Here is a 14,893-nt window from a genome sequence, read left to right as displayed (position 1 = left end):
AGGTAAAAAAGCTACTGTAGTAAAGGCTATTTATTTTGCCAATTGGGGGCGCGTTTTTCTAAGAATGCCTGAACCCCTTCACGTTGATCCATGGTATCAAATAACTTCACAAACGCTTCACGCTCACAGATTAGATTCTGTGCAGGCGGCGTATGACGAGCGGCTTGAATCAGAGTCTTAGAATGACTGACGGCAACTGGTGATTGCTTAGCAGCTTTTAAAGCTAAGGCTTGTGCCGCTTGTAGCCCTGTACCTTTTTCAACCACTTCTTCGACTAGACCAATACGTAGCGCGGTTGCGGCATCCACCCGCTCACCGCACAAGATCATGCGCTTGGCCCAACCTTCACCGACCAGCCACGCTAAGTTTTGAGTGCCACCTGCGCACGGTAATAAGCCCACGCCGTTCTCTGGTAACGCCATCTGTGCATGGTCTTCAGCGATACGGATATCACAAGCTAGCGCACATTCAAGTCCGCCGCCCATTGCATAGCCGTTAATGACTGCAATGCTGACCCCGCGATAAGCCGACAAGGCCTCAAAGGCCTCACCAAAAGCAATCGCCATACTGACTGCACGTCCTTTATCGCCATCAGAAAAATTATTGAGATCCGCACCGGCTGAAAAGAACTTTTCGCCATCACCATGAATGATTAATGCATACACCTCATCATTGGCATTGAGGTCAGTCATCAACTGCTTGAGTGCCTGCAGACTGTCCATTGTCCAGGTATGCGCCGGTGGATTATTCAATGTTAAAGTGGCAACGTGGCCATCAATCGACAGGTTAAGATTGGTATAGTCCGTCATAAATAATCCTTTTTATTCTTTAGCATAGTCAGTGAAAAATAATATCGATACATAACCTACTGCTGGCATACGTTTTTCTTGCTTGCTGTGCCTACGAAGACAGAGGCTGCAAAAGCGTATACCAGCAGTACCGTCACGTTTTTAAGGTGTTTTAACTATACTGTTTTAGTAGTACTGGTTTTATAGTATTAGCCGTAAATGCATTACGTCAGTTACTAGCGCAAATTGCTGAGGCCATCGTCTTGTAATAGCTGACGTGAGATAATCACCCGCATGATTTCGTTGGTACCTTCTAATATTTGATGGACACGTAAATCACGAACATGACGTTCAAGTGGGTATTCATTCAGATAGCCATAACCGCCGTGCAGTTGTAAGGCTTCATTTGCCACATCAAAGCTGAGATCGGTTGATAAGCGCTTAGCCATAGCACAATAAGCTGAGGCTTGCGGATCATTCTCATCAACTTTGCTGGACGCTAGATATAGCATTTGCCGTGCGGTAATCGTTTGAGTGAGCATATCGGCAAGCTTAAACTGTACCGACTGTAGCTCGGCAATCGGGCTGCCAAACTGGCTACGTTCTTTGACATAGTTGGTCGCAGTTTCAAGCGCTGCTTGCGCTGTACCTACCGCACAAATGCCAATATTAATACGTCCGCCATCGAGACCTTTCATAGCAATACGAAAGCCTTGTCCTTCTTCGCCTATTAAGTTCGCTGCTGGTACCTTGACATCTTTAAAGCTAATAGTACGGGTTGGCTGTGCTTTCCAGCCCATTTTTTGCTCATTTTTGCCGTACTCAATACCGTCACTATGGGCATCAACCACGAATGCTGAAACCCCTTTTGGTCCACTACCGCCGGTGCGTGCCATGACTACCAATACATCGGTCTCGCCTGCGCCTGAAATAAAGGCTTTTTCACCATTTAGCACATAATAGTCGCCTTGCTTGTCCGCTTTGGTACGCAAAGACGCCGCATCAGAACCGGCGCCAGCTTCGGTTAGACAATAGCTGCCTAGCCACTCGCCGCTAACCATCTTAGGAATATATTGCTCACATAACGCCGCACTACCATACTCACCGATCATCCATGCCACCATATTATGGATACTCATGTAAGACGCGACCGACGTGTCACCCCATGCCAGTTCTTCAAAAATAATAGCAGAATCTAAGCGCGGTAACCCTAAGCCACCATAATCTGGATTGGTATAAAGCCCTAAAAAACCAAGATCCCCAGTTTTTTTAATCACATCGATTGGAAAATGAGAATTACGATCCCACTCAGCAGCATGGGGCTTAAGCTCTTTGAGTGCAAACTGTCTGGCGGTCTGCCTAAAAGCAACTTGATCGTCGGTTAATGAAAAATCCATGAGGTTATCCTTTTCTATAAGCACGGTATATAAATATAGGGCTATGTTGAATACTTTATTACTTTATTGCTTTATTGCTTTATTGCTTTATAAAGAGTTGCTTGTAAAGAATTATTTGCTTGCGGTAGATTGTTCCAGAAGTAGCATAAATTTTCCCAGCCACTATTAATCAACTACTATTTATTAAAAATCAGCTATAGCCAGTTCAAAGTAGAACAGATACTTTTGTGTCAGCGTGCTACTAGTATAAATTCTTCTTGCTTGCTGTTCGCACGCGTGACAGAGTCTACGAAAAATTCATAACAGCAGCACTGTGTCGTTTTTAAATTGGATTGACTGTAGCAGTCTTTATATATAGCACTCAATGGCATATTTAAAGACTGCTAGTTAATGTAATGAACTAACGCTTACATCGAAATAGTCGTATTAACTTTACCACGGCTGGCCTCATCATCAAACCAACGTGCAGTCACGGTCTTCGTTTGGGTATAAAACTGTACCGCTTGCTTGCCATAAGGACCGAGGTCACCAAGCTTACTGGCACGTGAGCCTGAGAAAGAAAACATCGGTAGAGGCACAGGAATTGGTAAGTTAATGCCGATTTGTCCAACTTCAATATCTTGTTGGAATTTATGCGCCGCCGCCCCTGATTGGGTAAAGATAGCAGTACCGTTACCATGTGGGTTGGCATTGAGCAGCTCTATAGCCTCATCTAGGCTATCAGCACGCATGATGCATAGTACGGGGCCAAATATTTCTTGCTGATAAATTTGCATGTCATTGGTGACATTATCAAAGATAGTTGGCCCAACGAAGTTACCCTTCTCATAACCTTCAACCGTGACACCACGACCATCAAGCACTAAGCTTGCGCCCTCCTCCACACCAGTCGCAATCAGATGCTCTACGCGCACTTTGGCAGCAGGCGATATCAGTGGGCCTAAGTCTTTATCATGTTTACCCGCTGAGAGTACTAAGCCTTCTGCTTTGGCCTTGATGTCATCAACCCATTCGCCTGCTGCGCCGACCAACACCACTACTGATAACGCCATACAACGCTGACCAGCAGCCCCAAAGGCGGCTCCTGCCAGTTGGTTCATGGTTTGTTCTTTGTTAGCATCCGGCAAGATAACTGCGTGGTTTTTTGCGCCCATCATACATTGCGCGCGCTTACCTGATTGACTGGCACGCTCATAGACATGTTTGCCCACTGCAGTAGAACCCACAAAAGATACCGCTTTGATATCCGGATGATCACAGATAGCATCGACCGTTGCTTTGCCGCCATGAACCACGTTTAACACGCCTTCAGGAACGCCAGCTTCTATGGCTAGCTCTACTAAGCGCATAGTAACCATTGGATCTTGTTCAGAAGGTTTGAGGATAAAGGTGTTGCCAGTAGCAATAGCCATTGGGAACATCCATAACGGAATCATCGCTGGGAAGTTGAACGGAGTGATACCTGCACAGACGCCTAATGGCTGCCAAACACTATAGGTATCAACGCCAGAAGCGACGTTTTCGACGTAGTCGCCAATTTGTAAATTGGCGATGCCAGCCGCATGCTCAACCACTTCTAAGCCACGAAACACATCACCACGGGCATCGGCGATTGTTTTGCCTTGCTCAGCGGTCAGGATTTCTGCCAGTTCTTCCATATGCTCACGGATTAGGGCTTGGTATCTTAAAAAAATACGGGCACGAGTGGTAATGGGGGTTTTACGCCAGGTTTGAAAAGCGGTCTTCGCGGCGGCAACAGCTTGATTGATTTCGTCATCTGTGGTTTGCGGAACCTTGGCAATGACTTCTTGAGTTGCGGGATCAGTGATATCAAGCCACTCGCTAGTAGCTGATTTGGTAAACTGGCCGTTGATAAGTTGTTGGACGTGATGCATAAGATATCCTTATCTTGTTTGCGCTACTACTAAGCTACTTTACTCATAGGGCAGCGTCTTTATTCATTAAAGGGTGAGTAAAACGTCATTTATTGATAATTAATTTTCTTGTTATCAACTATATATAAAATGATTTAATACGTATCGTTATTGACTATAACAATAAAACAATTTTAGGGTCAAGCGCTTTATTAAAGTTTTGATAAAGACTGCCTACCCGAATAAAAGTTTTGTTGTCATTACAGTAGTTACCGAAAGTCTATTTTCTTGCTGGGTCAGTCGGTCCTTCTCTAGATATGAACGATATAAACGTCCTTTCAACTGTCAGACGAACTCATTGAAGTGCTTGCGAGATAAAGTATTGTAAGCCAATAAAAAAGCTCATGGATTATCTATACTGAGTTAGAAATCCATGAGCTTAAATATTTGTTATTGACCATTAGAATAGCTATTCGCTGTTAATAATCTTTCATAGCCTGCTTCACCGCATCAATTGCGGTTGGATTATCAAGGGTTGACATATCGCCGGTTGGTTTATCTTCTGCTAAGGCCCGAATAGCGCGGCGTAATATTTTACCCGAGCGGGTCTTGGGTAGCGCCTGCGGGAAATACACAGCCGCTGGACGGGCAATACCGCCAAGGGACTTAACAACGGCACCAATAATTTGTTGCTCAAGACGAAAGCGATTTTCAGTGGTTGCAACTTGCTCGTGATCTCTTAACACACAAAACGCGATAGGTAACTCGCCCTTTAACTCATCATGAATGCCAACTACCGCACATTCCGCCATTTCTGGATGAGTACTGATGGCCTCTTCGATTTCTTGGGTGCCCAGTCGGTGTCCAGCGACATTGATGACATCATCTGTGCGACCAAGAATATGGAAATAGCCGTCCTCATCAGTGACTGCATAATCTGAGGTAGAATACTCATTGCCATCAAACAAGCTAAAGTAGCTATCAATAAAGCGCTCATCATTGCGCCAGACAGTCGTCAAGCAGCCCGGTGGTAATGGTGCACTAATCGCCAGTAACCCTTTTTCACCTGCAGCGCAACGTTCGCCGGTTTCCTCATTAATAACATGGGCGTCATAGCCATACATAGGATAACCAGGCGATCCCTGCTTGTGCGGTTTATGATCAAATTTTGGGGTGTTACTCAAAATGGGCCAGCCCGACTCGGTTTGCCAGTAATGATCTAAAATTGGCACGCCCAAATGCTTAGCAAGCCAATTGGCCGTTGATTCATCAAGAGGCTCACCCGCTAAGAAGAACGACTTGAGACTAGAAACATCATAGCGAGTCATCCAAGTTTCATCTTGTTTTTTGAGCATCCGCACACCCGTAGGTGCAGTAAACAAAATGTTCACCTTATTGGCTTCCACGATACGCCACCAGATACCTGGATTTGGGCGATGTGGTAACCCTTCATACATGACGCTGGTCATGCCAGCAAGTAACGGCGCATAAATAGTATAAGAATGACCAACTGCCCAGCCAATATCTGATATCGCCCAAAAGGTCTCGCCAGCCTTACCGTCATAGATATAGTCCATCGAGGTAGTTAGCGCCACGGCATGACCACCGGTGTCACGCTGCACCCCTTTTGGCGTACCTGTGGTACCAGAGGTATAAAGCAAATATGAGGGCGTATTAGACTCTAACCAGACTGGCTCAACAACAGCATTGGCTTCGCAGCTGACACGGCGCTCAGTTGCATAGTCAATATCTAACGCCTGTGGTTTAAAGGGTAAAATACCGCGATCAACGACTATCACATGTTCAGGCTTGATAGTCGCTTGCTCGACGCCTTGATTGACCAGGCTTTTATAATTAATGACCTTACCACCGCGTAAGCCGGCATCAACAGTGACGACCACTTTTGCCTCGGCATCGTCCATACGAATGGCCAAGTTATGCGCAGCAAAACCACCAAATACCACCGAATGAATAGCGCCAATACGCGCACAAGCTAACATGGCATAAGCGGCTTCTAAAATCATCGGCATATAGATGATGACCCGATCACCCTCACCAATACCATGACGCTGTAATACATCTGCAAAATAATTGACTTCTTTGTAAAGCTCGTTATAAGTCAGACGGCGCTTAGTATAGTCAGTATAAAACTCAACGCTGTTGCCTAAGTCGCTAAAAGCATCAACAATCGCTGGATAAGTCTCTATCAACTCTTGATTAACTTCTGAGGACAGCCAAATAAAAGCGTCTTGTTCAGCGCGCTCAGGTAAATGGCGATCAACGCAGTTATAGCATAGGTTGGTCTCTCCGCCGACGAACCACTTGGCAAAGGGCAAATTACTGTCATCAAGGATTTGCTCTGGCTCTTTGTGCCAATAAATGCGCTTGGCTTGTTCCGCCCAAAACTGCTGACGGTCATTGATAGAGGAGTGATATAACTCAGAAAAGGTAGGTGCTTGCTCAGTAGTTACTGGATTTTCAGAGTTTTGATTAGAGACTTGATTGCTGATTTTATTAGAGGCGTGCTCGCTCATAATGGCTATCCTTAGCGTAAACGAAATACAACGAAATATAACGAAATAAAATAATGAGTATAGTGTAATGCAATCTTGTTAAATGACAGCGTAGCATTATTATAATGAAACTCTGGTCTTCCTTGCCGAAAGTAAAAAACCGATACGTTATGTATCGGTTTAAAATGTAGCAGAGCCAGTAATAAAGGTCAACTGCTAAGCCTATAAAATGCTAAATGCCTTCATAACAATCAATCTACAGTCGTACGAATAACGATACGAGTGTGGACTTCTCTTACCTGGCATAACTAGCTCGATAAACGCAGCTGACACTGGTTCATTTTATTAGTGGGAAACTAACTACACTCCCGTTTGATTACCATACATCTCTCGCATCAACTTTTTATCATGCTTGCCAACAGAGGTTTTGGGCAGTTCATCAACGAACTTAAACTCGCTAGGTACGCCATATTTAGGAATAATGCCCTTACTAACAGCCTGATCGGCAATAGCCTTAATATCGTCACTACTGGTCTCCTGGCAGTCCGGCTTAAGCACTACTAATGCTAACGGACGCTCACCCCATTGTGGGTCCCGAATACCAATCACTGACACGTCAGCTACTGACGGATGCAAGGACAGAATAGTCTCAATTTCTAGAGACGAAATCCATTCACCACCAGATTTAATCACGTCTTTGAGACGATCAGTAATCTTAATATAACCATCAGGACGTATGTAGGCAATATCTTGAGTATGCATATAGCCCTGTTGCCACAGCTCAACGCCCGCATCATCATTTTTGAGATAACTTTGGGTCAGCCAAGGCGCGCGTAGCACCAACTCGCCGGTATGCTCTTTACCAGTAGCAACCGACTGATTGTTCTCACCCCAAACTTGGGCATCAACCATCAATATTGGCTTACCGGTCATACAGCGACGAGCGATATCTTCTTCTTCGCTCATCTTAGGCTCATTAATACTGAAATCCGTTAAGCTGATCAACGGTGCGGTCTCAGACATACCATAACCCGTGTAAACCTCGATACCTTGCGCCAGTGCCGCTTTCGCTAAACCTTCAGTTAATCTTGAGCCACCAATAATCATTTTTAGCCCATTAAAGCTGGTATCACGGTCTTGCGCTTCTTTGAGCACCATCTGCAAAATTGTCGGTACACAGTGAGTAATACTTACCTTCTCATTGATGATTAGATCTAGTAAGGTGTCTGGCGCGTAGCGACCCGGATACACTTGCTTTAGCCCAATCATGGTTGCGGTAAAAGGAAAGCCCCATGCGTGTACATGAAACATCGGCGTCATGGGCATATAGACATCGCCATAGCTAACGCCCTGCTTGTTCGGCAACATACCAAATGACGCCGCTTCTGCCAAACTGTGCAATACCAATTGACGATGGCTAAAGAATACACCCTTAGGGTCGCCGGTGGTACCTGAGGTATAAAAGGTAGTGGCAATCGTATTTTCGTCGAAATCAGGAAAGTCAAAATCACTGTCAGCACTGTCTAATAACGCTTCATACTCACCGACTACGCGGCCTTGATTGTCACCAAACACCCCTTCAACGCTCATATCATTATCATCTAGCCAAATAATGTGCTGAATACTAGAGTTTTCAAACTGGTAATTCTTCACTAGCTCAGCAAACTCAGAGTTAAGCATTAGAACTTTAGGCTTGGCATGATTGATGGTGTAAAGCACTTTTTCTGGTGACAGGCGAACATTAACGGTTTGTAAAATATATTGCGACATCGGCACGGCAAAATACGATTCTAAATAACGATGACTGTCCCAATCCATGACTGCAACCACATCGCCAGCGTCAAGGTTCAAGTCTTCTAGGACATTCGCCAAACGATTGATACGAGTAAATAACTCTGCGTACGTTAAGCGTTTTTTGTCGGCATAAATGATTTCTTGATCTAGTGACACCGTTTTGGCACGATTTAATAGTTGTTTGATGAGTAGTGGAAACTCATAGGCGGATGGTGCACTGGGATAAGCGTTTGACATAGATTGGACTTCCTTGTGAATGTTATCAGAGTAACGTTATAAAAATACAGACAAGTAACTTTTGAGTCATTGTAATTGGTTTCAAGACTAACGGATTATTGTCGTACAGACAAATATTTTTGATCAGGTACTTATCGATAGTAAGAAAAAACCTATACTCACTATTATATTAAGTAGAAGTGGCGCGGGTTTTGGTTTTAACCATTCCAAAACTGGCGACGACTAATGCCAACACTTGTACAAATAACAATAGCCACACTGTTAACTTCCATTCTCCGCGCGCATACGCTAATCCACACAGCCATGCGCCCATTGTACCGCCTGCATAATAGCCCATGTAATACAAACCAGAGGCTAGTGATCGGCCCTTGTTAACATTAACCGCGATATAACTGATGGTCGCCGCTTGAGTAATAAACACCCCTGATGACATGATAGCAAGTCCCACAATAATGCCCCACAGTGGCGTGACTTGTGTCAATAACACACCAACCATTGATACCACTACCGCTACTCGAACAGTGCGCGCTGCCCCAAAACGACGTAGCAATTTAGTAGATAATGGGGTGATGACTACCCCAATCAAATACACAGCAAATATATTAGCCAACTGTCCAGTGCTCAGCTCATAAGGGGTCTTGGCGAGGTGTAGATTGATAAAGGTAAAGCAACCTACTAAGGAGAACAACACACAGGCGCCAAGCAAGCAGGCCGTTACCACATAACGGTTGGTTAGGTGCTCGCCGAGCGTTTGGGTCGCTGAACGAAAGTTCGGATTGGCTTCAAAGCAGCGCGACGCTGGCAGCATTTTTCCTACCCATAGCGCACCTATCAAGGTCATTGCCGCCATCACATAATAGCCATAGCGCCAGCCAATAAATTCATGTAGATGCCCCAGCAAAAAACGACCCATAAAGCCGCCGAGTACTGAGCCTGAAACATAAAATGACATCAATTCTGTGACGGCTCGCCCTTTAAACTCTTCCCCAATATAGGCAATGGTCACTACCGTAATACCAGGTACTGATAGGCCCTGCATAAATCGCCACAGTCCCAGCCAACCAATACTGGGACTCTGAGCAATTAAGGCAGTGGGTATCGCTAAAAACAATAACGCGCCCACAATAAATGGCTTACGCCCAACCGCATCAGATAGCATACCTAGAAACGGCGACATGATCGCAATGGCCATCACTGTCGCTCCGACAATCATGCCCGCTTGCACTTCAGTAGCATCAAAATCCACCATCAATACCGGTAGTATTGCTTGGATAGAATATACCTGCAAAAAGGCAAACATTCCAATAAGACTGATGGTGAGCTTTAGGGCCCACGAAGGTGAATTAGAATCAGGCATATCTGGCGCAAGTGAGGGTGCAGACGCACTGGGTACTTGAGTGGCGCTGTCTGTTTGAGCGTTGTTTAAGGAATGATCATTCACGGTAATACTGACTATGTTGGACGCCGTTTATCTGAGCGTGAGTGTAGAGGCGAGGTTATGACAGCCTAAGCTTATAATCACAACAGTAAGCGCATTATGGTACCACATTGCCAAACTTGCTTAGAGAGCAAAGTGTCGTAAATAAGCGTTTAGAGCCTAAAAAGATAAGGCTGCTATTGATTATTAGCAGCCTTATCTTTTACATCAGTTATTAACGCAAGCAAAGCACTTATTCACAGCTTGCCTTGCCAGTGCGATGATTAATAGCCCCATTTTCTGACAGCAGCTGTTGCATCTTCACGTGACCGCGTGTGCAAGCATATGAGTAGGCACCTTGGTTATACGAGCCCATCTTCTTATCTTTGGTAGTGGCAACGAGATTTGGATTGGCCCCTTTCGATAGCAAGTATTTCACAGTCTCTAAGCGATTATTACTAGCGGCAACCATAATCAGGGTTTCGCCGTCACCTTCTAGGGTCTGATCATTTAAATCTACTGGCTTTTCAGCATTTAATAAGTTGTATACTTTTTTGACCACATTAGTGTTTTTTCCCAGCGCAGAAGATTTTAGGACATTATAGACATCGCCTTTATCCGTCGCTTGCAAGCTAGCGCCTTGGTTAATTAAATAATCTACGATATCTTCATAGCCGATAAATGCCGCCCAGCCTAGCGCGGTCTGATTAAGATTGCCAGTATCTTTAGCTTCCAAATCTTGGCCGTTGTTTGCCATATATTTAACGGTCGCTAGGTCGCCGTGTTTTATCGCATCAAACCACTTAGCATCTGCACCTTTGCTGGGCTCATTATAAAACATACGATAAGAAAGCTTGTCTTTGTTAGCGATATCGAAGTTTTCCGCAGCGCTGAAGCGATAATCTGTTTGCACGATAGGGGCCACTTGAGATGCTTGAACAACATCATCCTTGTTCATATTGCTATCAGTATTAAGACTTGAGCATCCGGTTAGTAGCATAGCAGCCGTGATAGCTGATGCGCTCATTTTATAGACGAGTTTCATAGTGCAACCTTAAAAAGTAAATTGAATAATAGCCATACGTGACCAACTAGTAGCAGCAATTTTTGATTGGTGTCTGAGTTTTGGACCAATGGATGTCTCACCCTAATAAGTATCTCAGACATTATTAGTATCTCAAGCTCATGATGGTAGGTTGCCAGCCTCTTGAACTCCTACTTATATTATGCGGCAATTGCCAGTGCTATTCATCGTATGTTATGTAGAAATTATCAGGATTAAATGATGGCTTATTAATACTCATTACTACTTATTAATACATATTTAGCCTTTAAAACCCAGCCACTATCTATAAACTGAGAGTGAAAGTTATTAGCGATAGTTCCATAAGTACAACAACATAGTAGTTATACAGCTCATTTTAGGTAGCCATTAATCTAACTAGCACACCATTTCGGATACTATTTCATTTAACCCCTATTTCATTTAACCCCTATTTAATTAAAGCAGTTTAATCCCAGCAGTATTCAATACATTATTTATTAAGTTATTAAGGAGTAATGCAGATGACAGATAAAATCTATAATTTAGGCGCAGGCTTTTGGAACATACAAGGCTCATTTCGTTTGGGCGGCATCATCGATATCGGTACTCAATGCTCCTTGGTACAGTTAAGGTCAGGGCGCTTTATATTCTTGGACAGTTACACGCTAACCGATGATGTACGTGGACAGGTTATGGCATTGACCAATAATGGCCAGGACGTAGAAGCCGTACTCAACGTGCATCCTTTTCATACCATGCACTGTGCGCAGATGGCTAAAGACTTTCCGCAGGCTACCTTTTATGGCAGTGAACGCCACTCTAAACAGTTACCCGAAGTGCAGTGGGCCGCTGAACTGGTTGAAAGCGACGCGGTAGCTCAACTTTACCCTGAGCTTGAGTTCTCTTTGCCTAAAGGTATCTACTACATATCGCCGAATGAGAAAGTTCATGCAGGCTCGCTATTGGTGCGCCATCCTGCCAGTCAAAGCGTGCATATTGATGATACTTTTATGAGCCCCCCTTCCAAAATACTTAAAGCGATACTACCCGAATTAATGCTACATCCAACCACCAAACAAGCACTCAAAAATGAGTCAGATGCCGGTGAGCAATATTGCGACTGGGCAACCAAAATCGCCCATCAATGGCGTGATACCCATAATTTCTGTGCGGCGCACTCAGGTTTGGTAAAATTTGAAGTCGGTGGCTTTGAAAAGGCGTTACTGACTGCTATTGATAAAGCCCGTCCTAAGCTTGAAAAAGCTTAATACAGTCAATAAAAAGTAATATCGATACATAACATACTGCTGGCATAAGTTTTTCTTGCTTGCTGTGCCTACGCAGACAGAGGCTGCAAAAAGCTTATACCAGCAGTACCCTAGTGTTTTTAAGGTATTTTAACTATAGCTTGAGATATTTTTTCTCGTAGGATATAACGCTATGTATGATACATGCTAGCTAGAGCAATCAAAAAAAGGCCACCATTTTGGTAGCCTTTTTTAATGATTTCATAAATGAAGTATCTCGAAGAATCCTGCCTTTTATCTTTAAACAGAGTCTTCCTCGATACCCTCCTTCACGATAATAAGTTCGCAAGCTCAACTTCGTTACTGATAATATCTGCCAGCGTGTAACCTTCAAGCACGGTAATAAACGCCGTTAACGCTTCAAAAAACACCCCTTTCAACTGACAGGCCGGACTAATAGCGCAGCCCGCTTTGGTATTCTGCCCCTTTACGGCTGTTTCATCGATAAGCGTCAGAGGCAATCCTGGAGTATTAGCCTCACCATAGCTATTATCATAAGTCGTATCATGATTAGTGCTGCCAGTGATGCCATTAATAGAATTATCAGTGTTGGGTAAGGTCGTGGCAAAGCATTCTACCAAGTCAAAATCTGGCTCAATTTGCTTTATCAATACGCCCAAATTAATATCTTTAGGATCACGTGCCAGCCGAATACCGCCATTCTTACCGCGCACACTATGAATATAACCCAACTGTCCAAGCTGATGAATAATCTTGGTTAAATGACTTTTAGAGATATCGTAGCTGCGCGCAATGTCGCTGATATTAGCAAGCACTCCCCGCTCAGGCTTGACCGCCAAATAAATCAACGAGCGCAGTGCATAATCACTATAGTTGGTCAGACGCATGTTATAACGCTCCTATTTCTCTATTATATTAAAAATAAAATTTTGATTTAAGGTCATTCCAATATAGAAGTGGTGCAAGGAAATCGAGCGCAGGACATACATTAGTATTCCTAGCTCGATTAACACCGTACCGCGAATATAGGGGGATTACCTGCTAACCAAACAAGCCATCAGGTCTAGGTCGCGCCAGCATGGGTAAATAGCTGATGCAAAATAACGTAAAGCACGCAATCCACGCCCCTTGCGCAATCATTATCCATAGTAGATAGTTATCCATATCTACTATGGGCAATAGCACGCGGCTAATAAAGGTTAGCACCATCAAACCAAACATGACAGTCACTGTTTTAGGCGGCGTGTGAATACTGCGTCCGGTATGGCCAAGCGACACCCGCGCCATCATCGCTAGGGTCATCATCCCAACACCCGCAATCGCTAGCCCATGCACTGCAATACTGTGGTTATAACCGAGCCAAGGTTGTAACGCGTACAATAAGAAGCTCAGACACATACCCAAAAATGCAATATACAGCGACCATAGTAGCGGCTTTTGCCAAATACCATGATGGTACCAGCCTATTAAGCGTACGATATTAACTGCCGCTACTCCGAGTGCAGTAATGGTCAGCAGATACTTGTTAGGATAAAACAAATCAACGATAAAAAAGGCTAAGAAAAACAGTAAGCTGGCAATATCTTGCGCTTTATTATTGCGTAAGGTCACTTTTTCTGTGCCACCAACGCTCAAACCACGCTCAATAAAAAACGGCACTACTCGCCTACCAATGGTTAGGATCAAGCCAATAATTAAATAAAAGCCAAGATACATGCCAATCTTAGTCAGGTTCATATTTGCGCTAATGATACCCCAATAGCATAGCCCATTACCGACCGTCAGTAGCGCAAGCTTGGCTAAAATACCCATTTGCTTATACTGCTTAACCTGTAGCACCGCTCGAAAAATAAAGAACGCCATTGATCCTATAAATAACATATCAAATATAGCCGCCGTATACAGCCAAGCGGCTTGCTCAAATCCAAAACCTAAACTAACACCTAAACCAAAGGCTAACCATCCTAGACGTGCCAGCAACCAACAAACAAAAATACCCAATAGTTTATAACCATGCGGCATCATTACCCCAGTCCAAGTCTTCACTGAGGTTAGTAAAAATCCCGCTACCACAGCCATTGCATAACCATACACCATTTCATGGCCGTGCCAATACAAGGGATTTAAGGTTTGTGCATCAATATTAGTATGACCAGTAAATACCAACGCCCACAGCGCCATAATAATAATGGCGAATAGTGCCCCTGCACTAAAAAATATGCGAAAACTGAGGTTAAGAATAGGATGCGGTGAGGTTGGGGGCTGGTTGGGTAAAGAGAGCGATTGCATAGTAGACTTCTTAATGTATATTTAGTAAAACTTATCTTAAAAATACTCGCATAAACATTCATTTTAAATGAATGTTATAAGTTATGCAATGGACGTTATGAATTCAATTTTATATTAGAACATATTCTATAATCGATCCAATTTAACAAGGACACAATGCTGCTAAATAATAGGATACTTAGATTAACACGTGAAGTGCAATTTCAAACAGCAGGTGAAAAAGAGGCCTAGATGCGCTAGCATCAAGGTTACTATCCACCGCCAAAGTGAG

Annotated in this window: 10 protein-coding genes; 1 reads left to right on the top strand and 9 read right to left on the bottom strand. The window is 43.9% G+C overall.

Features of this window, described 5'->3' with window-relative positions; all coding sequences use genetic code 11:
* Positions 1-26: 26 nt before the first annotated feature.
* The 7 genes from RCH20_RS11180 to RCH20_RS11150 form a co-directional block, all read right to left on the bottom strand.
* A complete protein-coding gene (locus RCH20_RS11180; protein WP_327193631.1) occupies positions 27-809 on the bottom strand; it encodes an enoyl-CoA hydratase in 783 nt (260 codons plus the stop codon).
* 215 nt (positions 810-1,024) lie between these two features.
* On the bottom strand, positions 1,025-2,185 hold the full coding sequence (locus tag RCH20_RS11175; RefSeq protein WP_327193630.1) for an acyl-CoA dehydrogenase family protein: 1,161 nt from the start codon (positions 2,183-2,185) through the stop codon (positions 1,025-1,027).
* 407 nt (positions 2,186-2,592) lie between these two features.
* Positions 2,593-4,080, bottom strand: a complete 1,488-nt coding sequence (locus tag RCH20_RS11170; RefSeq protein ID WP_209957057.1) for a CoA-acylating methylmalonate-semialdehyde dehydrogenase — start codon at positions 4,078-4,080, stop codon at positions 2,593-2,595.
* Between the two features lie 458 nt (positions 4,081-4,538).
* Positions 4,539-6,593, bottom strand: a complete 2,055-nt coding sequence (locus RCH20_RS11165) for a propionate--CoA ligase (RefSeq protein ID WP_209957055.1) — start codon at positions 6,591-6,593, stop codon at positions 4,539-4,541.
* A gap of 339 nt (positions 6,594-6,932) precedes the next feature.
* Complete coding sequence (locus RCH20_RS11160; RefSeq protein ID WP_327193629.1) at positions 6,933-8,603, bottom strand: fatty acid--CoA ligase; 1,671 nt, start codon at positions 8,601-8,603, stop codon at positions 6,933-6,935.
* Between the two features lie 169 nt (positions 8,604-8,772).
* Positions 8,773-9,960 carry an MFS transporter gene (locus RCH20_RS11155; protein ID WP_327193652.1) on the bottom strand — a complete coding sequence of 396 codons (1,188 nt, stop codon included), beginning with the start codon at positions 9,958-9,960 and terminating at the stop codon, positions 8,773-8,775.
* Between the two features lie 313 nt (positions 9,961-10,273).
* On the bottom strand, positions 10,274-11,065 hold the full coding sequence (locus tag RCH20_RS11150; protein WP_327193628.1) for an ankyrin repeat domain-containing protein: 792 nt from the start codon (positions 11,063-11,065) through the stop codon (positions 10,274-10,276).
* Between the two features lie 521 nt (positions 11,066-11,586).
* On the opposite strand from RCH20_RS11150, the gene RCH20_RS11145 reads away from it, so the two are divergent.
* Positions 11,587-12,333: a hypothetical protein gene (locus tag RCH20_RS11145; protein ID WP_209957050.1), complete on the top strand. Its 747-nt coding sequence runs from the start codon at positions 11,587-11,589 to the stop codon at positions 12,331-12,333.
* A 308-nt stretch (positions 12,334-12,641) separates the two neighbouring features.
* Here RCH20_RS11145 and RCH20_RS11140 read toward each other — a convergent pair whose 3' ends face one another.
* Positions 12,642-13,220 carry an Rrf2 family transcriptional regulator gene (locus RCH20_RS11140; protein ID WP_327193627.1) on the bottom strand — a complete coding sequence of 193 codons (579 nt, stop codon included), beginning with the start codon at positions 13,218-13,220 and terminating at the stop codon, positions 12,642-12,644.
* 154 nt (positions 13,221-13,374) lie between these two features.
* Entirely contained in the window at positions 13,375-14,622 is a 1,248-nt protein-coding gene (locus RCH20_RS11135) for an NnrS family protein (RefSeq protein WP_327193626.1), read from the bottom strand.
* Positions 14,623-14,893: the final 271 nt, after the last annotated feature.

Origin of the sequence: Psychrobacter sp. PL15 (assembly GCF_035984995.1) — a bacterium.
Lineage (GTDB): Bacteria > Pseudomonadota > Gammaproteobacteria > Pseudomonadales > Moraxellaceae > Psychrobacter.
Note: the sequence above shows the minus strand (reverse complement) of the source record. Positions and strands in the feature narration are given on the sequence as shown.

Bases quoted from the DNA above. Each gene is read 5' to 3' on its own strand.
- RCH20_RS11180 (WP_327193631.1), bottom strand. From the start codon at position 809: ATGACGGACTATACCAATCTTAACCTGTCGATTGATGGCCACGTTGCC.
- RCH20_RS11175 (WP_327193630.1), bottom strand. From the start codon at position 2,185: ATGGATTTTTCATTAACCGACGATCAAGTTGCTTTTAGGCAGACCGCC.
- RCH20_RS11170 (WP_209957057.1), bottom strand. From the start codon at position 4,080: ATGCATCACGTCCAACAACTTATCAACGGCCAGTTTACCAAATCAGCT.
- RCH20_RS11165 (WP_209957055.1), bottom strand. From the start codon at position 6,593: ATGAGCGAGCACGCCTCTAATAAAATCAGCAATCAAGTCTCTAATCAA.
- RCH20_RS11160 (WP_327193629.1), bottom strand. From the start codon at position 8,603: ATGTCAAACGCTTATCCCAGTGCACCATCCGCCTATGAGTTTCCACTA.
- RCH20_RS11155 (WP_327193652.1), bottom strand. From the start codon at position 9,960: ATGCCTGATTCTAATTCACCTTCGTGGGCCCTAAAGCTCACCATCAGT.
- RCH20_RS11150 (WP_327193628.1), bottom strand. From the start codon at position 11,065: ATGAAACTCGTCTATAAAATGAGCGCATCAGCTATCACGGCTGCTATG.
- RCH20_RS11145 (WP_209957050.1), top strand. From the start codon at position 11,587: ATGACAGATAAAATCTATAATTTAGGCGCAGGCTTTTGGAACATACAA.
- RCH20_RS11140 (WP_327193627.1), bottom strand. From the start codon at position 13,220: ATGCGTCTGACCAACTATAGTGATTATGCACTGCGCTCGTTGATTTAT.
- RCH20_RS11135 (WP_327193626.1), bottom strand. From the start codon at position 14,622: ATGCAATCGCTCTCTTTACCCAACCAGCCCCCAACCTCACCGCATCCT.